Source organism: Flavobacteriales bacterium (assembly GCA_030584065.1).
Taxonomy (GTDB): domain Bacteria; phylum Bacteroidota; class Bacteroidia; order Flavobacteriales_F; family PHOS-HE28; genus PHOS-HE28.
Map to the genome: position 1 here is coordinate 1995825 of CP129489.1, position 18230 is coordinate 2014054.

The following is an 18230-nucleotide window of genomic DNA, read 5'->3' on the forward strand; positions in this document are numbered from 1 at the left end:
TGGCAGCCCGGCATTCCGGCCGCCTGCACCGCGAAATTGCCGTGGCCCCGCACCCGCGGGAGTGACATCCATCACCCCACCCCCTCCAGCGTGATGCGAGTCACCGAGGGCCTGAACGCGAAAGGCCCGGGCGCAGGGCCCGGGCCTTTCCGTGGTGCGGCCGCGGCCGCTTACTTGTTCGGTGCTGCGGCAGGGGCCTCCTCGGCCTTGCCGTGCTCATGCTGATGGCCGTGCGCTTCCGCCTTATCGTGGCAGGCGGTCTTGGCCTTCCCGGCGCAGCAGGCAGCCTTCGGGGCACCCTCGGCGGGGCTCGCCTCGGCGGCGGCGCCAGCGGGAGCGGTGCCCGCATCGGACTTCATCTCGCCCTTCGCATGGCAGCTGGCCTTGTCGGCTCCGGCCTTCGCGGAGCAGCAGGCAGCCTTGGGCTGATCGGCAGGCGCAGCGGCAACGGCCTCGGTCTTCTTGGCCTTGCGGGCCTTCCTCTTGTCGGTGGTCTCGCTTTGGGCGGAGGCCGTGGCCACGATGGCCGTCAGGGCCAGGATGCTCAGCAGGATGCGCATGTGTGCTGGTTTGGTGTGGGTCAAAGGTAAGGGTGTCGCCCGGCCTTCCAGCAGGAATCGGGCCAGGATGGGGCCCTGAGCCGGCGCGCATCCTTGCGATCCCAACAGCGCCTAGCCCCTGCCCTCCTCCAGCTGGATCATCGCGAAGACCGCGTAGTTCACGATGTCGAGGAAGTTGGCATCGATGCCCTCGCTCACCAGCGTGGCGCCCTGGTTGTCCTCGATGCTCTTGATGCGCAGCAGCTTCATCAGGATGAGGTCCACCAGGGAGCTCACCCGCATGCTGCGCCAGGCCTCGCCGTAGTCGTGGTTCTTGCGGGTCATCAGCGCGCGGGCATGCCGCTGCTGGGCCAGCACGCGGGCGGCGGCCTCGTCCGGGCCCAGGTCAGGCGCATCCACCACGCCCAGCTCCAGCTGCACCAGTGCCATCGCCGCGTAATTGATGATGCCGATCAATTCGGGCCGGATGCCCTCGCCCACCTTGCTCTCCCCCACCTGCTGCAGGGTGCGGATGCGCTGCGCCTTGATGAGGATCTGGTCGGTGAGCGACGGCACGCGCAGGATCCGCCAGGCCGTGCCGTAGTCCTTCGCCTTCTTCAGGAAGAGGTCGTGGCACTCATCGATGACGGCGTCGTACTGCTGCAATGTGCGTTCCATGTTCCTCACCCAGCAGGAGCGCCTGCGCTGACGATCTTCGGCCCCTGATGGCGGGCGAAAGTAGTCCACGGCGATCGGCCCTCTGGCGGGTGAAGGACCGGCTGGTGGAGCTGCCGCTGCCCGCTGTGATGGGCATCCTCAATGCCACGCCCGACTCCTTCCACGCCGCCAGCCGCGTGGACGTTGATGCCGCGCTGCACCGGGCGGAGCGCATGCTGGAGGAAGGCGCCGCCCTCCTCGATGTCGGCGGGGCCAGTTCGCGGCCGGGCGCCGTGGAGCCGCCCCAGGAGGAGGAGCTGCGGCGGGTGCTGCCCGTGGTGGAAGCGATCCACCGGCGCTTCCCGGAGGCCCTGATCAGCGTGGACACCTGGCGCGCGCGCGTGGCGCAGCAGGCGGTGGCGGCCGGTGCCGGCCTGGTGAACGACATCTCCGCCGGCACCCTCGACGCGGACATGCTCGGCACGGTGGGCGCCCTCGGCGTGCCCTACATCGCCATGCACATGCAGGGCACGCCGCGCACCATGCAGCTGGCGCCCGCCTATGCCGACCCGGTGGCCGAGGTGACGCTGCACCTGAGCCGCCGGCTGCAGGCGGCGCACCAGGCGCGCATCGCCGATGTGATCCTCGACCCCGGCTTCGGCTTCGGCAAGACCACTGCGCACAACTACGCCCTGCTGCGGGGCCTTCCCTCGCTCTGCGCGCTTGGCGCGCCCGTGCTGGTGGGCCTCTCGCGCAAGCGGATGATCAACGAGGTGCTCGGCATCGGCCCCGCGGAGGCCCTCAACGGCACCACGGCGCTCCATGCCATCGCGCTGCTCAAGGGCGCCGCGCTCCTCCGGGCGCACGACGTGCGCGAGGCGGTGCAGTGCGTGCGGCTCGTGGGCGCGCTGGAGGATCAGAAGTAGGCGCGCCGGCGCTTCCGCTGCTTCTCGCGCACGGCCGCGGACTGCCGCCGGCGCAGGTCGGCCACGGCCCGCTCATAGAGCACCATCACCCGCGCGATGGCGGCCTGCCGGCGCTCGGTGTAGTCGATGTCCCAGTTCAGGTTGCGCACGGTGTGCTTGTAGGAGGCCATCGCCACCGGCTCGTCGAAAGCGCTGAAGTCGAAGCCGGTGATGAGCGCGAACATGGTCATCTGCACATCCATCTCATAGAAGGGCACGTCGGGGAAGAGCGGCACCCCTGTGGCATCGATGCGGATGTACTTCGGCACCAGGTCCTCGCGGTAGTACCACACCTGGTAATCGTAGCCGCGCTCCAGGTAGAGCTCGTACTCGCCGCGGCCGTTGGTGCGGATGGTCTGCCGCTCCACGCTGTCCTTCACCAGGCGCACCTGCACATCGCGGAGCCCGTCACCGCTGAAGTGCTCGGTGACCAGGCCATGCAGGCGGATATGGAAGGCGCGCGCCTCGCCCGCTCCCAGCAGGATGAGGATCGCCAGGCAGGCCCGCTTCACCATCGTTCGCTCCGTCATCATCCCCAAAGTACCGGGTTCGCGTGCGAAGGTGCGGAATCTTCGACGGATCCATCTTTGCGCCAAACGAACGCCATGCTCCGCTCCATCCGCGCGGCCGAGAACTTCCACATCGTGCTGTGGCTGCTGAAGGACCTCTGCTGGGTGATGCTCTGGAAGCCCTTGGGCCTGGCCATGTTCGTCCCCACCTTCTGCATGGCGGCCTGGATCGCCTGGCGCAGCCGCACCGACCTCGGCGAGCTGCTGCACAGCGTGGCCGTGGTGTGCTGGATCACCGCCAACGGCGTGTGGATGATCGGGGAGTTCTGGTTCGACGACACCCGCCGCGCATGGGCGGTGCCCTTCTTCGTGGCGGGCCTGGTTCTGGTGGGCTGGTACTACCTGGTGCTGCGGCCCCGGGCACGCAGGGCGCCGCTGGTAACACCCGGTTAACGGGCCGCCGTCCGGGCCCCGCTACCTTCGCCGGCCTTCCGATCGCCACCCCTATGGATTCCCTGGCGCGCCTCCGCCTGCGGGCGAACAGAACGCTGCGCATCACGGCGGCATGGATGGCCATGGGCGCGCTCAGTGCGCTCTTCGAGCACGATGCGCTGAGCGCTGCCGGCCTGGGCGACGACCTGGGCCGCCGCGTGGAGGACCACCTCCTGCAGGCCCTCACGGCCGGGCTGCTCGGCGGCGGCGCCTACATCTTCCTGCTGCGCGACCGGCTGCGGCACCTCGCCTACCTGCCGGCGCTGGCCATCATGGCCGCGCTGGTGGCCGCCGTGGTCTTCGCCCTGGGCGCGTGGCTCCCGGCGCAGGCGGATCCGATGGGCGGGAGCGCGACCGAGCGCTTGCTAAGCCTCATCTGGCTTGGCAAGTACCTCTACTGGCTGGCGCTCATGGGCGCCACCATGCTCATGGTGCGGCTCAACGACCAGTACGGCAACGGCGGTGCGGGCCACCTGGCGGGCCGCTACCATCAGCCCCGCCAGGAGCTGCGGATCTTCATGTTCCTCGACATGCGGTCGAGCACCGCCATTGCCGAGGAGCTCGGGCATGTGCGCTACTTCCAGCTCATCAACGAGCTCTTCACGGACATCACCGACCCCATCGTGTACTCGCGCGGGGAGATCTACCAGTACGTGGGCGACGAGATCAGCGTGAGCTGGCCGCTGCGCCGCGGGCTGGCGCGCCAGCGGTGCATCCGCTGCTTCCTCGACATCCGGGCCAAGCTGCAGCGCAGGGCCGACTATTACCGGGCGCGCTACGGCATCGTGCCGGCCTTCAAGGCGGGATTCCACTATGGCGAGGTGACCACCGGCGAGGTGGGCCTGGTGAAGAAGGAGCGCATCTACAGCGGCGATGTGGTGAACACCGCCGCCCGCATCCAGAACACGTGCAACGAGCACGGCGTGGACAACCTCATCAGCAAGGAGCTGCTCGACCTGCTGCTCCCCAAGGGCCGCCTGCCGGTGCGCGAGATCGGCAGCATCGCGCTCAGGGGCAGGCGCGCGGCCATCAGCCTGTGGACCATCGAGCCCGGGGCCGCTCCGCCTGCCGCACGGGCCAAGCCGGCCGCTCAATAGGTGTAGGTGCGCCGTCGCGTGGCCACCACCGTATGGCCCAGGGGGCTGCGATACACCACCGCATCGCCGTAGAGCCGGAAGGCGGCGATGGCCGCCTCAGAGCCGAACCGGAAGCGCTCCCCGCCCGCGATACCGCGCAGCTCGCGGTTGATGTCGAGGTAGGCGAGCAGCCCGCCCTCCACCTGCCAGTCCTCGGGCACGTAGGGCTCCACCAGCGTGCTGGCGCCGTCCTTGAAGAGCATGAGCCGTCCGCGGTCCAGGTAGAGCAGCAGGCTGTCCTTCACCCAATAGGCCGATGGCACTCCATCAAGCACCCGGTGCACCACGCCCCGCTCGAAGCACTTCAGGCGCCCGTTGCCGTCGACGAAGGCGATGAGGCCCTGCCCCGCCTGCGCACTGGCCGGCCGCAGGTCGGAGAGCGCATGCTCGGCCCCTCCGAACGCGGCCATGAACACACGGCGATGCCCGTCCCACCAGCCCACGATGCCCCCTCCCGCCACGGCGATGCCCACGTCGGTGCTGTCGCTCAGCACCCGCAGGCGCCCGCCCTGGAAGAGCGAGAGCCGCCGCGCCTCCTTGTTGAAGAGCACCAGGGCATTGGTGCCGAGCAGCCACTGCGGCCGGTCGCTGCCCCGTTCCACCTGGGCCACCGGGTGCACCCGGCCGCGCCAGATCGCCTGCAGCTCGTGGAGCGCCGTATCGTGCACGGCCACCAGGCTGTCGCTGACGCCGAAATCGGCCACCTGCGAGGCCAGGACATGGGCACGGCCCTCGCGGATGCCCTTGAGCGTATCGCCCGCGAGCCAGGCGATGCGGCGGCGGGTGCCCCGCGGCTCGCCGCCCCCCTTGTCCAGCAGGTGCAGTCGCCATCCATCGGGCAGGAAGGCCTTCAGCTGGCCCTGGTGGTCGCGGTACACCAATTGGCCCTCCATGGCATGCATCCATTGCGGCGGACGCGGCTCCAGCTTCTCGAACCGCCCTTCGGCGAAGACCATGAAGCGGTCCTCGTCCGTGACGAAGGGCACGGGCACCTGCGCCTGCATGGCCAGGCGCACAGCGCAGGAAGCGAGCAACAGGGCGATCGGCCGCATCATGGCTCCAGGGTATGGCGGCGCACCACGTGCACGCGCACCTCGCGGCGCTTGCCCTTCACGGGCACCAGGTGCTGGGGGCCGATCTCGAAGCGCCGGCCGGCATCGGGCATGCGCTCGAGCAGCTCGGCGCTCACCAGGATGTCGGTCTTCATCGCCTTGGCGAGCCCCAGCATGCGCGAAACGCTGTTCATCACGTCGCCGCTGAGGTCAACCGTGCGCTTGATGTGCCCCACCTGCGCGCTGAGCACCCGCCCCCCGTGCAGGCCGGCGCGGAACCGCGGCACCAGGCCGAACTCGCGCTTGAGGTCGTTCTCGTGCTCCGCGATCCGCGCGGTGATGTCGAAGTAGAGGTCGAGGCAGTTGAAGCGGCGGATGCCCACGCGCATGGGCCAGGTGAAGATCACCTCATCGCCCACGTACTTGTGGATGTCCGCCTCGTTCCGCAGCACGGCGTCCGTCATCAGCGAGTACACCTGGTTGAGGAAGCGGTAGTAGCGCATGTCGCCCAGCCGCTCGGCGATCTCCGTGCTGCCCACCAGGTCGAGGCTCAGCACCACGCGCTCCTCGCGCTTGGGCCGCTCGTAGCGGCCGAGCAGGAAGCCGAGGAAGGTGCGGCGGCCCATCCACTCCTCCACCTGCACCACCAGGATGGCGATGGAGCTCACCACCACCACGCGCAGCACCAGCTGGTAGAACTGCGCCATGCCGAAGATCTCGTGCATGCGGTAGGGCGTGTCGCTGGCGATCATGGTGAACCGCTCGGAGCCCCACAGCCAGGCGATGCCGATGAGCAGGATGGTGAAGAGGTTCACCAGCAGCACCTTTCCCAGGAACTGCAGGGGCACGGCCAGGGCCCTGAAGCGCCGGCCGAAGAAGTACTCCTCCAGCACGCCGGTCCACAGGCCGAGCAGCATCCACGATCCGAAGATGGCCGCGCTCATGCCCTCGCCGCTGAAGAGGGTGAGCACCAGCGCCACGATGGCCGCCACCAGCGCGTACTTCGCCAGTTTGCGGAGCTTGTAGCGGGTAATGGCGTTCATCAAGCGCGCGAAAGTACGGGGGCCGGAGGCGGCTTCCGGCGCGCATCTTTACGCCATGGACCTCGTGCGCCGCGCCATCGCCCGCTATGTGGCGCTCACCGACGCCGAATGGGAGCGCATCGCCCCGCTGTGGGCCGAGCACGCCTTCAGCCGCGGCGCCGCCATCTGTGCCGTGGGGCAGGTGGAGCGCCGCTTCTACGTGGTGCAGTCGGGCGTGCAACGGCTGTCGTTCCCCCACGATGGCCAGGACATCTGCGTGGGATTCGCCTACGATGGCAGCTGGTGCGGCGAGTACGCCTCCTTCATCACCCAGCGCCCGGCGCGGTTCGATGTGACGGCGCTCACCGACAGCGTGCTGCTGGGCATCGCCCACGCTGATCTGCAGGCGCTCTACCGCGACCTGCCGGTGATGGAGCGCTGGGGCCGCCTGATCGCCGAGGAGCTGCTGGTGGCGCGCGCCGCGCGCGAGATCGAGCAGATGAGCCTCAGCGCCGAGGAACGCTACGACCGGCTGGTGGCGCGCAGCCCCCACCTGCTGCAGCTGGTGCCGCAGAAGGACATCGCCAGCTACCTGCGCATGACGCCGGAGACCTTCAGCCGCCTGCGCCGCCGCCGCTGACCGTTCTTGACCTGCATCAAGCCCCCTCGGGCGCTTCCCGTGCTTGCTTCGCGGCATGGCCCGTGAACCCATCCCCGTAGACCGCCTCGTGAGCGAGCTCTCCGCCGCGCTGCACCAGCAGATCGAGCGCGCCCGCAGCATCGCCAGGCTCCCCGCCGACACCCTCCTGCGCCGTCCGCCGAGCGGCGGATGGAACGCCCTGGAGGTCTTCGAGCACATGAACCTCAGCAGCGGCATCTACCAGCGCGGACTGGAGCGCGCCTTCGCCCGGCCCGGCCCCGCCACAGGCCGCGGAGCCACCTTCCGCCCCGGCCGGATCGGGGAGTTCGCCACGCAGGCCATGCGCCCCAGGCCCGGCGGCCGCATCGCCTGGCGCATGCGCACGCTCAAGCTCTTCGATCCCGCACGGCAGCACGGCGCCACCAGCGAGAGCATCACGCGGTTCATCGCCCTCTGCGAAGGCTTCCTGCGCCTCCTGGAACAGGCGCCCGGCAAGGACCTCGAGGCGCTGCGTGTCACCAGCAGCCTGGGGCCCGTGATCCGCTTCAAGGCGGGCGATGCCTTCCGGTTCCCCATCGCCCACCAGGAGCGGCACTTCCTGCAGATCGCGCGCCTGCTTGCCGCCTGAGCGGAAATGCGGAAGGGACCGCCGGCGGCGGTCCCTTCCCGGAGCCTCCTGTCAGATTTGAACTGACGACCTGCTCATTACGAATGAGCTGCTCTACCGCTGAGCTAAGGAGGCCTTTGCCCCGCCGGCCGGCCCGGGGACCGGGCGACGGGGCGGCAAATGTAACGGACCGGAGCGATCAGCGCTTGGTGAAGCGCACCGTGCCGACGCCCTCCGCCTGCACCGTGTAGAGCCCGGGCTTCAGCGCGGCCACCTCCAGCCGGCGCACCGGGCCTGCGGGCCCTTGGTCCACGGCCACTTGACGGCCCGTGGAATCGAACACGCGCAGCGCGCCCGACGGGGCCGCCAGCTGCAGGAACACCTCATGCTCGGCGGGGTTGGGGTACACGGCAAGCGCGGCACCGGCGCGCTCGGGCAGCGCGGTGGAAAGCCGCAGGTCGAGGGCCATGCTGCCGGCAGCGATGGCCGCAGGCACGGTGGATTGCACCTGCCCGTCGAGCGACAGCACGTGCAGCTCGCCGCTGCTCACGAAATCGGTGGTGGTGGCGTAGAGCACGCCGTTCACGGGGTCCTCGATGAGGCCGTAGACCGTGGGGCTGCCCGCAAGGGTATCGCTCACCGATCCGGCGCCGATATCGAACCGCACCAGCTCGCCCTGGGCGTACTCCAGGAAGTAGACCATCTCCGCAGCCTCCACCAGCGCCGAGGCGGCGCAGCCGGAGTTCTCCGCCACGGTCACCGTGTACTCCAGCGCGGCGGCATCGGCCTCCACGCGGCTGATGGAGCTGCGCGAGAAGTCGGTGTTGTTGAAGGTGAGCACCGCACCGTCGCGCACGAAGAGCTTCTCCGGGTTGAGCCCCTCGGGCCCCAGGTCGATCTCCTGCGCATAGGACTGCGCAACCAGGTCGACCACGCCGACCTTGCCGGCGAGGCTGCTCCAATCGAAGGCGTTGTTCACCGCCAGGTAGGCCTTGTCGCCCACCACCAGCACATCCTCGGCACTCATGGTGAGGCCGTCGGCCGGCGCGATGGTCCACAGCAGCGCGAGGGTCGCCTTGTCGCGGGCCTCGAAGTAGTGCGGAAGCCCGCCCAGCTCACCCCGCGTGAGCAGCAGCAGGTCGTTCCATACGGCCAGCTTGCGCACGCCGGGCACCAGGGCCTCTCCGGTCTGGGCGTAGGAGTCCGCATCGAAGCGCACCACGCGGTCGTCGGCCGCCACGTAGACGCTGCCCGCATCCACCAGCACATCGCTGCCGAAGCGGGGACCGTTGAGCGTGGCCACGGTCTGGTAGGTGCCCGCAGCGGGGTCGTAGCTCCCCAACGTCACGGGAATCAGCTGGCCCCCGCCGCCGAAATAGTCGTAATAGCCTTCGCTGAGCACGAAGACCTGCCTGACCTGCTGCTGGGCCTGCAGCAGAAGCGCTGATGCGAGCGCCGCGCACGAGAGGATGGAACGGTACATGGATGAAAGGTTTGGGCTGCCGCGTTCACCGCGCGGCGTTCTCGATGGTGAAACCCCGGGAACGGCCGTTCGCCTGTACCGCAAGCGACGCGGCCATGGTCCCGTGGCCGTATGACGAAGGCGCACTGGCAGGTCTTCTGGCTCACCGCCCTACCCATCGCGCCTTCCCCTTGCGAGTGGCGATTGCGACGGGCGTCAGCGGTTCACAGCTGCGGGAACAGCTCCCGGTTCGCACGGGATTCCCTTTTCATCCCGCCCGCAGGCGGGAACCATTGCGCGGGCCGAATGTAGGTGCTAGCTCCCACCGAAATGGAAGGCCAGGCCCAGCTGGGCCAACACACCGCCCGAGCGCAAGGTGGCCTCATAGAAATCCATCGTGCTCCGATCGTTCACCTCGCGGGCCTTCAGGTCCATCACCGTGCCCATGTAGCGCACATGGAACTCGAGCCCGAAGGCATCGGTGAACTTCAGCCCCACGCCGGTGCCCAAGCCCACCGCCGCGCCGGAATAGCGCGCATCCTCCTTCACCGCGCCCTCCTCGCGCTGAATCCGCAGCGCCGATGCCCCGAGCTGCAGGGAGGCCATCCACGCGAAGCGGTCCTTGTTCACCAGGTAGAAGCGCGGCTGCAGGCCCACGAGCAGCAGGGCATTGGTGGCCGCCGAGCCGCTGGAGTCGACATAGGCGCCGGGCTCCAGGAAGAGCCCGATGCTGAACGCCCTGCCGAGCCCCATGCCCAGTTCGATCGGCAGGGTGGTGGTGGCGGCCGCATCAGTGGTGCTGCGCGACTGCGAGATGGTGGCGCCGAAGAGGCTCACCTTGAAGGTCTGGTCGTACGCGATGCCGTGCGCGCCGATCGCGCCGCCGATCCCGGCGTGGAAGGTACTCTTGGCGTTGTATTGCGCATGGGCGGCGGCGGAGGCGAGCAGGAGCAGCGGCAGCAGGATGCGGTGCATGGGCAAGAGGTTGGACGGATCGAAAGGTAAGCGACCGGCCCCGGACGCTTCGGGATCCCAACCCTGGCACGCACCTGCCGCGCGCGCCCCTTTACACGGACGGCCGCACCGCCTACCTTCGCCATGCTTCTGATGAACGATGCGGCTCCGGCTGTGTTATAAAGAGGCGAACCAGCGGAACCGTGATGAAGACCCCTGCGAATGCCCAGCCTTCGGGTGAGGAAAAACCGACCGAGGCCTCCAACGAGCAGGCCGTGCAGAAGCCCGGCTATCAGGCTGATGGCAAGTTCGCCTTCGACCCCATGAAGGAACTCAACCTCCCCGCCAACTACGACGAGGTGCTGGCCCGCTTCAAGCGCCTGCAGGGCAGCAGGGCCATGGAATCGCTCAACTGAGCGCTTTTGCTCTTCCGCATCGGGCCCGCCACCGGCGGGCCTTCTGCTTTTGCGGCCCGGCACTGACGGATGCTTGTTTTCGGCGCAACAGGGTTGCTACCTTCAGCCGTCCTCCGCGCGTCCGTTCCGGACCGTGACCCATGGCCCGGAGGGACCTCCACGGTGGCATGTGACCCCAACATCCACCCCAAACCCTTTGTGCCATGAGAGTCTTCGATGCCAAGCACATCAAGAACATCGTCCTCCTGGGATCCCACGGATGCGGCAAGACCACGCTGGCCGAAACCATGCTCTTCGAAGCGGGTCTGATCCAACGCCGCGGCCGAGTCGAGGACAGGAACACCGTGAGCGACTACCACGAACTGGAGCATGAGCGCGGCAGCAGCGTCTACAGCACCGTGCTCCACACCGAGTGGCAGGGCTACAAGATCAACATCATCGATACCCCGGGCCTCGACGACCTGGTGGGCGAGACCATCCCCGCCCTTCGCGTGGCCGATACCTGCGTGCTGCTGCTCAACGCCCATCATGGCGTGGAGGTGGGCACCGACCTGGTTTGGGAGCATTTGCAGCGCTATGACCGTCCGGTGATCATCGGCGTGAACCAGCTCGACCATCCCAACGCCGATTTCGAGGCCACCGTGGGCCAGGCGAAGGAGCACTTCGGCCCGGCCGTCACCGTGATGCAGTATCCCGTGGAGCAGGGCGACGGCTTCCACCGCATCATCGATCTGCTGAAGATGACCATGTATGTCTTCAAGGACGCCGGCGGCAAGCCCGAGAAGCAGCCCATCCCCGCCCATGAGCTGGAGAAGGCCAACGCGCTGCACAAGGAGCTGGTGGAGAAAGCGGCCGAGAACGACGAGACCCTGATGGAGCACTACTTCGACAAGGGCGAGCTCGATGAGGACGAGATGCGCAAGGGTCTGAAGCAGGGCATGATGAAACGGACCTGCTTCCCCGTGTTCTGCCTGAGCGCGCTGCGCAACATGGGCAGCGGACGCCTCATGGGCTTCATCGACAATGTGGCGCCCGCAGCGCTGGAGATGCCCGCCGAGGAGCGCGCCGACGGCGGCACGCTCGAATGCCGCGCTGACGGTCCGCCGGTGCTCTTCACCTTCAAGACCATGATCGAGCCCAAGGCGGGCCACATCACGCTCTTCAAGGTGATGAGCGGCGAGGTGGCCGAAGGCATGGAGCTGGTGAACGACAACACCGGCAGCACCGAGCGGCTCAACCAGCTCTTCATCGTCGACGGCAAGGAGCGCAAGCCGGTGGAGAAGCTCGCGGCCGGCGACATCGGAGGCACCATCAAGCTGAAGGACACCGCCACGGCCCACACGCTGCATGCGCCCGGCAAGGCGGTGAAGCTGCAGCCCATCGCCTTCCCCGAGCCGCGCCTGCGGCAGGTGATCAGGGCCACCGACCTGAAGCTGGAGGAGAAGCTGCACGCCGCGCTGGTCGAGATCCAGAAGGAGGACCCCACCATCGTGCTCCAGTACAGCCGCGAGACGGGCCAGCAGCTGGTGGGCGCGCAGGGCGAGCTGCACCTGAGCCTGCTGAAGTGGAAGCTCAACCACCACTACAGGGTCGACTGCGCCTTCAGCAGCCCGCGCATCCCCTACCGCGAGACCATCCGCAAGGGCGCCGAGGCGAGCTATCGTCACAAGAAGCAGACGGGCGGCAGCGGGCAGTTCGGCGAGGTGCACCTGCGGATCGAGCCGTGGCACGAGGGCATGCCCGAGCCCACCGGCGTGAGCGTGCGCGGCAAGGAGGAGCTCGAGCTGCCCACCGGCGGCAAGCTGGTCTTCTACAACTGCATCGTGGGCGGCGTCATCGACAACAAGTTCATGCCCAGCATCCTCAAGGGCGTCATGGAGAAGATGGAGCGCGGCCCGCTCACCGGATCGCCCGCGCGCGACATCCGCGTGGTGGTCTTCGATGGCAAGATGCACCCCGTGGACAGCAACGACATCAGCTTCAAGATCGCCGGGCTGCAGGCCTTCCGCGAGGCCTTCACCATGGCCGACCCGCAGCTGATGGAACCCATCCAGGAGCTGGAGGTGCGCGTGCCCGCCGACCTCATGGGCGATGTGATGACCGACCTGCAGGGCCGCCGCAGCATCGTGATGGGCGTGGACAGCAGCGGCCGCTACCAGATCATCCGGACGCTGACCCCGCTGGCCGAGCTGGACCGCTACAGCACCGCGCTGCGGAGCCTCACGCAGGGGCGCGGCACCTACACCGAGAAGTTCCATGCCTACCAAGCCGTGCCGGCCGAGCTGCAGCACAGGCTGGTGAGCGGGCACAAGGAGGAAGAGGTGCTGGCCTAGTTGCCATGCAGTCCGACCGCGCGCGCCCTGCGGGAAACCGCGGGGCGCGCGCGCTCACCTACCTTCACCCTGCCGCCATGCCAACCCCGCCCACCGCCCCTGCCCGCGCGATCGCCGCAGCGCTGGCGCTCACCGCGTTCGGGGCCGCGGCCCAAACGCCCTTGGAGTGGACGCGGAGCATCCTCACCGGCTTCACGTGGTACACCAGCGATGCCCCGCAGCTGTTCCGGGCACCCGATTCGGATCTCCTCGTGGCCGGCAATACCCTGGAAGGGGCATCGGAGAGCGACTTCCTCATCGCGCGCTACACGGATTCCGGCGATGCGCTCTGGACCTTCACCTGGGATGGCCCTTCCGGCTCGTACGATCACCTCGCCGCCGCTGCGGTCGATGCCGCGGGCGCCGTCATCGCAACCGGCTATGCACGCGTGGACAGCGCCGATACCGACCTGGCCGTCATCAAGGTGACGCCCGATGGCGAAGCGGCCTGGACCTACACCTTCGATGGCGGCGTGCAGCGACCGGATGCCGGCGTCGCAATCGCGCTGGATGCGGACGGCTCCATCTACGTGACCGGCTATGCGGCCATTGACACCCTGAGGCCCGCCAAGCTGCTCGTGCAGAAGCTCTCGCCGGAGGGGGCCCTGCTCTGGGCGCATGTGCTCGGCGCGGCAGACGAATACGATTGCAGCGGCCGCCTGGTGAAGGTGCTGGATGATGGCATCCGCGTGCTCGGGCACTACTGGCCGTACATCGGCAGCGCCGGCTTCACGCAGACTGTGGTGAGCGCGGACGGCACGCTGATCGCCCATGCCGAGGGCCCGGGCATACAGGGCTTCGGCAGCGCCCAATGCTACGCCATCGACGATGACGGCTACGGCTACGCGGGCGTGTTCGGCCGGTACCGCATCATGCGCATCCGGCCCGACGCCACCACCGACTGGCTCTACGAGCACCCCTCCAACCTCCCGTGGAACGTCTCGGCCGATGAATGCAATGCCCTGGCCATCGATGCCGAAGGGAGCATCCGGGCCACGGGGCGCATCGCCGGTCCCGACTACCTGGGGCCCACCTACACCAATTGCGATGTCCTCACCCTCAAGCTGGATGCATCCGGCACCCTTGCCTGGTCCGATCGCTATGCCTACCAGGATGCCAACTCGTGCGACATGGGCAACGCCATCGCCTTGGATGATGCGCTGAATGCGTACGCCGCCGGCCAGAGCCAGCATGGCGGCATCACCACCCACTATGATTTCAGCATCACCAAGGTGAGTCCGGAGGGCACGCTGATTGGGGAGCTGCGGTACGACGGCCCGGACTCCGGCGACGATGCGCTCACCAGCATCGCCGTCACGCCGTCGGCCATCTACGTCGCCGGCATCTCCATGGATGCCGCAGGACGCTCGCACCTGGTCACGCAGAAATACAGCAACACCGTGGGCATGGCTGAGGCGGCAGCCCCCCTCATCGGGGCGCCCAGCCCCAATCCGTTCAGCGCACGCTTCCTGCTGGAGACCGGGCCGGGCGCCCGGGACTCCGACCTCGTGCTCACCGATATCCACGGCCGCACGGTGCGTCGGCTGGGCCGTCCGCAGGGCGAGCGGATGACCGTTGAACGGGACGGCCTGCCAGCCGGCATCTATGTGCTGCTGGCCTTGCGGCACGGCGCACCGGTGCTGGCACGGCGCGTGGTGGCGGAATGACGATGGAGACCTGTACCCCGCACCGCATCCACGGCGAAGGCCTCCGGCAGCGATTGCCGCGGCTCCGCATGCGCCGCGCCACCGCGCTCCTCCTCCCGCTTCTCCTCCTCGCGCTTCCCGCCTGCAACCTCGCACGCATGCACGGCCGCATGAGTGACAAGCGTCTGGAGCGCCATGCATACACGGCGAGGCCCTTCCATGCGAGCGGGCCGCATTTCGCGTGGCACCGTGAGACGGGCAAGCCGAAGCTCCTGCTGCTGCATGGCTATACCGGCACGGGCGCGCTGCAATGGAGCAGGACCGCCAGCCTGCTGCGCAAGGACTACGATTGCATCCTTCCCGACCTGCTGAGCCACGGACAGAGCGCCAAGTGGGACAGCAGCCGGGCGGGCCTCAGCCTCGACGATCAGGCCGCCCACGTGCTCCTGATCCTGGACAGCCTCGGGGTACAGGGGCCGATTCCCGTTGTCGGCAATAGCTACGGCGGCGGTGTAGCGGCGCGCCTGGCCGAACTGCATCCGGACCGCATCAGCCGGCTGGTGATCTACGACGGCCTGGTGACGGACTACAGCGCGGCGCTCGCCGACAGCATCGCCCGCGCCCAGGGGGCGCCGAGCATGCTCGCGGTCATGCGCACGCCCTCGGCGGACGACCTGCGCTTCGGCATCCGCCTCTCGCTCTACCGCGATCCGCCGCTCCCCCGCTTCATCCTCAACCAGATCTACCGCGAGTTCGCCGCGCCCTACCGGGCTGCGCAGATCACCCTGCTGCAGGACCTGATGGCGCACGAGGGGGAACTGGTGCACAAGCGCTACGACTGGCGCATGCCCGTGCACCTCATCTGGGGCGAGCGCGACGAGCTCATCCCCAACGCCACCGGGCGCGCGCTGCTGCAGCGGCACGGGCTTCCGGAGGACCGATGGACGGTGATTCCGCGGACCGGTCACGTGGCCAACATCGAGCGGCCCCGGGCCTTCGTGCACGTGCTCCGCGAGATCCTCTCCCGTTAGGGGCGCACCAACCCCCGCGTGCCCTCGGGCAGCTCCACCCGGTCGTTCGCGCGGTCCATGTCGGCGGTGCGCTGCAGCCGATCGAGGATCACGGCCGCCAGCTGCGCGATGTCGCCGGGCACGGTGAGCGTGTAGGCCGGGTCGGTCCATTGCCAGCGCGGCAGCACCGTGAAGGCCGCGCGGTCGCTTCCGGGCGCTTTGGCGCCCCGCGCCAGGGAGAGCGGGATGTGGTAGCTGCGGCGCTCGCCCGTGCGCAACACCAGGTCGAGGTCCACCGGCATCAGCATCTCGCCCTTGCGCGCCACGGTGATGCGCAGCGAATCGCCCACCTGCAGCACCTCGGCGATGGCGTAGTCCAGCCGGCGCGTGGTGTTCACCCACTGGTCGAAGTACCAGTCCAGCTCCAGCCCGCTCTGCTTCTCCAGCGCGCGCTCCAGGTCGATGGGCTCGGGGTGCTTGAAGCGGCACGCGTCCCAGTAGCGCAGCAGCCCCTGCGCCAGGGTGCGCTCGCCCACCACCGCGCCCGCCTGGTGCACCAGCATCTCCCCGAAGCTGTAAGCCGTGGCGCCGTAGCCGGCGTTGGTGAGGAAATGGTCGGCATGCACGCTCGGCGGCTCCTGCTTTCCGCTCTCCACCAGGCCGATGTAGCCGTCGATGGCCGAGGCATGCGGGTCGCCCTCGCCGCCGAAGAGGTGGGCCATCACCTCGCTGCTGGCGTATTCGGTCATGCCCTCATCCATCCACGCGAAGCGCCCCTCGTTGCTCGCCAGCGCGCCATGGTACCAGCTGTGCACGCTCTCGTGCACGCTCACGCCCACCAGGCTACCGATACGGCGGCGGCCGGTGATGAGGGTGAGCATCGGGTACTCCATGCCCCCATCGCCGCCCTGCACGAAGCTGTACTGGGGCCACGGATAGCGCCCGAAGCGCTCGTTCATGAAGCGGAAGGTCTTCTCCATGTAGCCGGGCAGCTCGCGCCACACCGCCTCCAGCTCCGCCTGGTCCTTGTAGAAGAAATGGAGCTCGGGGCCCTCGGCCATCGGGCGCACCACATGCTTGTAGTCCTTGTCGGCCGCCCACGCGAAGTCGTGCACGTCCTTGGCGACGAAGCGCCAAGTGAGGCGCGTGCCCTCCGGGCGCTTCACCGGCTTGCGGCTGGGGTAGCCGTGGCCGATCCGCTCGGGGTTCTGCAGCACGCCGGTGGCCGCCACGGTGTAGGCGCTGTCGAGCGTGAGCTTCACGTCGAAATCGCCCCACACCCCGTGGAACTCCCGGCCCACGTAAGGGATGGCGTGCCAGCCGCGGTGGTCGTACTCGGCCAGCTTGGGGTACCACTGCGCCATGCTGTAGGCCACGCCCTCGGCATTGTCGCGGCCGCTGCGCCGGATCTGCACGGGCACCTGGCCGCGGAAGGCGAAGGCCAGCGCGGTGGTGCGCCCCGGCAGGAGCGGCTCCGGCAGCACGGCGCGCAGCACCGTGCCCAGATGCTCCAGCGCCACCGGCTTGCCGCCCTGCTCCATGCGCTCCACCACCAGTTCGCCCATCTCCTCGGGCTTCAGCTGGGCGATGCGGTCGCGCACCCGCGGGTCGGGGTCGGCGATGGTGCGCGAGCGCACATCCATCTCGCTGCCGGGCCGGAAGGCGTTGAAGTAGAGGTGGAAGAAGAGCTCGCGCAGGGTGTCGGGGCTGTTGTTGGTGTAGGCCAGCGCCGTGGTGCCGGTGTAGCGATGGGTGGCATCGTCGAGGGTGACGGCCATGTCGTACTTCACGCGCTGCTGCCAGCGGTCGCATTGGGCCGTGGCCGCAAAGGCCAGGGCCAGGGCCCCCAGGAGGGCGGCCGAACGGAAGGGAACGGGCATGGTGCAAAGGAACGGCGCATGCCGGAAGCCGCCGCCCCCGCGCCACGGACCGCAGGGAACGACGCAGAAGGCGTGCACCGCGCCGCCGATGGCCGGCATCCTGACGATCTGTCGCGGCCCCGGGCTTGGCAATGATGTTGCTTTGCATCCGCAAAACCTGGAAACGCGATGATGGAGGGCAATCCCATGATGGGCGCATACCTGATCGGTATGGTGATCATGGCCGTGAGCTGGCTGGTGAGCCAGCAATTGAAGAGCCGGTTCGAGAAGTACAGCCGCACCCCGCTGGCCAACGGCATGAGCGGGCGCGAGGTGGCCGAGCGCATGCTGCGCGACCATGGCATCAGCGGCGTGCGCGTGGTGAGCGTGCCGGGCGCGCTCACCGACCACTACAACCCGGCCAACCGCACGGTGAACCTGAGCGAGCCGGTGTACCATGCGCGCAACGCCGCCGCCGCCGCCGTGGCTGCCCACGAGTGCGGGCACGCCGTGCAGCACGCCACGGCCTACCGCTGGCTCACCATGCGCAGCAAGCTGGTACCGGTGGTGAGCGTGGCCTCGCAATGGATGCAATGGGTGCTGCTCGGCGGCATCCTCCTGCTCAACACCTTCCCGCAGCTGCTGCTGGCCGGCATCGTGCTCTTCGCCATGACCACGCTGTTCAGCATCATCACCCTGCCGGTGGAGTACGATGCAAGCAACCGCGCCCTGGCCTGGATCAAGCGCAACGGCATCGTCACCGCCGGCGAATACGCCCTGAGCGCCGATGCGCTGAAGTGGGCCGCCCGCACCTACGTGGTGGCCGCCATCGGCTCCATCGCCACGCTCCTGTACTACGTGATGATCTTCATGGGCCGCCGCCGCGACTGAC

The 18230-nt window shown here is 68.5% G+C and carries 18 protein-coding genes, 1 tRNA gene and 1 riboswitch; of the genes, 10 read left to right on the forward strand and 9 right to left on the reverse strand.

The features are described 5' to 3' along the window. Positions 1-170: 170 nt before the first annotated feature. Complete coding sequence (locus tag QY325_08610; protein ID WKZ64830.1) at positions 171-560, reverse strand: hypothetical protein; 390 nt, start codon at positions 558-560, stop codon at positions 171-173. A gap of 111 nt (positions 561-671) precedes the next feature. After that, entirely contained in the window at positions 672-1217 is a 546-nt protein-coding gene (locus QY325_08615) for a DUF1599 domain-containing protein (protein WKZ64831.1), read from the reverse strand. Positions 1218-1264: 47 nt separating this feature from the next. On the opposite strand from QY325_08615, the gene folP reads away from it, so the two are divergent. After that, positions 1265-2122 (forward strand): dihydropteroate synthase, encoded by an 858-nt coding sequence (gene folP / locus QY325_08620; protein WKZ64832.1) that lies wholly within the window; start codon positions 1265-1267, stop codon positions 2120-2122. Here folP and QY325_08625 read toward each other — a convergent pair. After that, positions 2113-2694 carry a hypothetical protein gene (locus QY325_08625; GenBank protein WKZ64833.1) on the reverse strand — a complete coding sequence of 194 codons (582 nt, stop codon included), beginning with the start codon at positions 2692-2694 and terminating at the stop codon, positions 2113-2115. The genes folP and QY325_08625 overlap by 10 nt on opposite strands. A 72-nt stretch (positions 2695-2766) precedes the next feature. Between QY325_08625 and QY325_08630 the strand changes: the two genes are divergently transcribed. Together QY325_08630 and QY325_08635 are read left to right on the forward strand one after the other, a co-directional pair. Next, entirely contained in the window at positions 2767-3123 is a 357-nt protein-coding gene (locus tag QY325_08630; protein ID WKZ64834.1) for a hypothetical protein, read from the forward strand. Between the two features lie 53 nt (positions 3124-3176). Next, positions 3177-4259 carry an adenylate/guanylate cyclase domain-containing protein gene (locus QY325_08635; protein ID WKZ64835.1) on the forward strand — a complete coding sequence of 361 codons (1083 nt, stop codon included), beginning with the start codon at positions 3177-3179 and terminating at the stop codon, positions 4257-4259. On the opposite strand, the gene QY325_08640 is transcribed toward QY325_08635, so the two are convergent. Then, positions 4253-5353, reverse strand: coding sequence for a hypothetical protein (locus QY325_08640; GenBank protein ID WKZ64836.1), 1101 nt, complete (start codon positions 5351-5353; stop codon positions 4253-4255). The two genes, QY325_08635 and QY325_08640, sit on opposite strands and share 7 nt — an antisense overlap. Beyond that, positions 5350-6393 carry an adenylate/guanylate cyclase domain-containing protein gene (locus QY325_08645; GenBank protein ID WKZ64837.1) on the reverse strand — a complete coding sequence of 348 codons (1044 nt, stop codon included), beginning with the start codon at positions 6391-6393 and terminating at the stop codon, positions 5350-5352. Before QY325_08645 ends, QY325_08640 begins: the two co-directional genes overlap by 4 nt. A 55-nt stretch (positions 6394-6448) precedes the next feature. Here QY325_08645 and QY325_08650 point away from each other — a divergent pair, with 55 nt between their 5' ends. Beyond that, on the forward strand, positions 6449-7012 hold the full coding sequence (locus tag QY325_08650) for a Crp/Fnr family transcriptional regulator (GenBank protein ID WKZ64838.1): 564 nt from the start codon (positions 6449-6451) through the stop codon (positions 7010-7012). Between the two features lie 55 nt (positions 7013-7067). Beyond that, entirely contained in the window at positions 7068-7640 is a 573-nt protein-coding gene (locus QY325_08655; GenBank protein ID WKZ64839.1) for a DinB family protein, read from the forward strand. A gap of 42 nt (positions 7641-7682) precedes the next feature. Here the strand turns inward: QY325_08655 and QY325_08660 are convergent. The 3 genes from QY325_08660 to QY325_08670 form a co-directional block, all read right to left on the reverse strand. Next, a tRNA-Thr gene (locus QY325_08660) sits at positions 7683-7754 on the reverse strand. 64 nt (positions 7755-7818) lie between these two features. Continuing rightward, entirely contained in the window at positions 7819-9102 is a 1284-nt protein-coding gene (locus QY325_08665; protein WKZ64840.1) for a T9SS type A sorting domain-containing protein, read from the reverse strand. Positions 9103-9211: 109 nt separating this feature from the next. Beyond that, positions 9212-9391: riboswitch (cobalamin riboswitch) on the reverse strand. 5 nt (positions 9392-9396) lie between these two features. Beyond that, complete coding sequence (locus tag QY325_08670) at positions 9397-10056, reverse strand: hypothetical protein (protein WKZ64841.1); 660 nt, start codon at positions 10054-10056, stop codon at positions 9397-9399. Between the two features lie 185 nt (positions 10057-10241). Between QY325_08670 and QY325_08675 the strand changes: the two genes are divergently transcribed. The 4 genes from QY325_08675 to QY325_08690 all read left to right on the forward strand — a co-directional run bounded on the left by QY325_08675 (position 10242) and on the right by QY325_08690 (position 15500). Then, on the forward strand, positions 10242-10451 hold the full coding sequence (locus QY325_08675; protein ID WKZ64842.1) for a hypothetical protein: 210 nt from the start codon (positions 10242-10244) through the stop codon (positions 10449-10451). A gap of 203 nt (positions 10452-10654) precedes the next feature. Then, complete coding sequence (locus QY325_08680; protein ID WKZ64843.1) at positions 10655-12784, forward strand: elongation factor G; 2130 nt, start codon at positions 10655-10657, stop codon at positions 12782-12784. Between the two features lie 77 nt (positions 12785-12861). Next, on the forward strand, positions 12862-14490 hold the full coding sequence (locus tag QY325_08685; GenBank protein WKZ64844.1) for a T9SS type A sorting domain-containing protein: 1629 nt from the start codon (positions 12862-12864) through the stop codon (positions 14488-14490). A gap of 68 nt (positions 14491-14558) precedes the next feature. Beyond that, positions 14559-15500, forward strand: coding sequence for an alpha/beta hydrolase (locus QY325_08690; GenBank protein WKZ64845.1), 942 nt, complete (start codon positions 14559-14561; stop codon positions 15498-15500). Here QY325_08690 and QY325_08695 read toward each other — a convergent pair. Further along, on the reverse strand, positions 15497-17359 hold the full coding sequence (locus QY325_08695; GenBank protein WKZ64846.1) for a M1 family metallopeptidase: 1863 nt from the start codon (positions 17357-17359) through the stop codon (positions 15497-15499). The genes QY325_08690 and QY325_08695 overlap by 4 nt on opposite strands. Before the next feature lie 186 nt (positions 17360-17545). Here QY325_08695 and QY325_08700 point away from each other — a divergent pair, with 186 nt between their 5' ends. Then, positions 17546-18229, forward strand: a complete 684-nt coding sequence (locus QY325_08700) for a zinc metallopeptidase (GenBank protein WKZ67969.1) — start codon at positions 17546-17548, stop codon at positions 18227-18229. Position 18230: the final 1 nt, after the last annotated feature.

What these genes read in the sequence shown, in the direction of transcription:
- QY325_08610 (WKZ64830.1), bottom strand. Translation starts at nt 560, where the DNA reads ATGCGCATCCTGCTGAGCATCCTGGCCCTGACGGCCATCGTGGCCACG.
- QY325_08615 (WKZ64831.1), bottom strand. Translation starts at nt 1,217, where the DNA reads ATGGAACGCACATTGCAGCAGTACGACGCCGTCATCGATGAGTGCCAC.
- folP (WKZ64832.1), top strand. Translation starts at nt 1,265, where the DNA reads ATGGCGGGCGAAAGTAGTCCACGGCGATCGGCCCTCTGGCGGGTGAAG.
- QY325_08625 (WKZ64833.1), bottom strand. Translation starts at nt 2,694, where the DNA reads ATGATGACGGAGCGAACGATGGTGAAGCGGGCCTGCCTGGCGATCCTC.
- QY325_08630 (WKZ64834.1), top strand. Translation starts at nt 2,767, where the DNA reads ATGCTCCGCTCCATCCGCGCGGCCGAGAACTTCCACATCGTGCTGTGG.
- QY325_08635 (WKZ64835.1), top strand. Translation starts at nt 3,177, where the DNA reads ATGGATTCCCTGGCGCGCCTCCGCCTGCGGGCGAACAGAACGCTGCGC.
- QY325_08640 (WKZ64836.1), bottom strand. Translation starts at nt 5,353, where the DNA reads ATGATGCGGCCGATCGCCCTGTTGCTCGCTTCCTGCGCTGTGCGCCTG.
- QY325_08645 (WKZ64837.1), bottom strand. Translation starts at nt 6,393, where the DNA reads ATGAACGCCATTACCCGCTACAAGCTCCGCAAACTGGCGAAGTACGCG.
- QY325_08650 (WKZ64838.1), top strand. Translation starts at nt 6,449, where the DNA reads ATGGACCTCGTGCGCCGCGCCATCGCCCGCTATGTGGCGCTCACCGAC.
- QY325_08655 (WKZ64839.1), top strand. Translation starts at nt 7,068, where the DNA reads ATGGCCCGTGAACCCATCCCCGTAGACCGCCTCGTGAGCGAGCTCTCC.
- QY325_08665 (WKZ64840.1), bottom strand. Translation starts at nt 9,102, where the DNA reads ATGTACCGTTCCATCCTCTCGTGCGCGGCGCTCGCATCAGCGCTTCTG.
- QY325_08670 (WKZ64841.1), bottom strand. Translation starts at nt 10,056, where the DNA reads ATGCACCGCATCCTGCTGCCGCTGCTCCTGCTCGCCTCCGCCGCCGCC.
- QY325_08675 (WKZ64842.1), top strand. Translation starts at nt 10,242, where the DNA reads ATGAAGACCCCTGCGAATGCCCAGCCTTCGGGTGAGGAAAAACCGACC.
- QY325_08680 (WKZ64843.1), top strand. Translation starts at nt 10,655, where the DNA reads ATGAGAGTCTTCGATGCCAAGCACATCAAGAACATCGTCCTCCTGGGA.
- QY325_08685 (WKZ64844.1), top strand. Translation starts at nt 12,862, where the DNA reads ATGCCAACCCCGCCCACCGCCCCTGCCCGCGCGATCGCCGCAGCGCTG.
- QY325_08690 (WKZ64845.1), top strand. Translation starts at nt 14,559, where the DNA reads ATGCGCCGCGCCACCGCGCTCCTCCTCCCGCTTCTCCTCCTCGCGCTT.
- QY325_08695 (WKZ64846.1), bottom strand. Translation starts at nt 17,359, where the DNA reads ATGCCCGTTCCCTTCCGTTCGGCCGCCCTCCTGGGGGCCCTGGCCCTG.
- QY325_08700 (WKZ67969.1), top strand. Translation starts at nt 17,546, where the DNA reads ATGATGGGCGCATACCTGATCGGTATGGTGATCATGGCCGTGAGCTGG.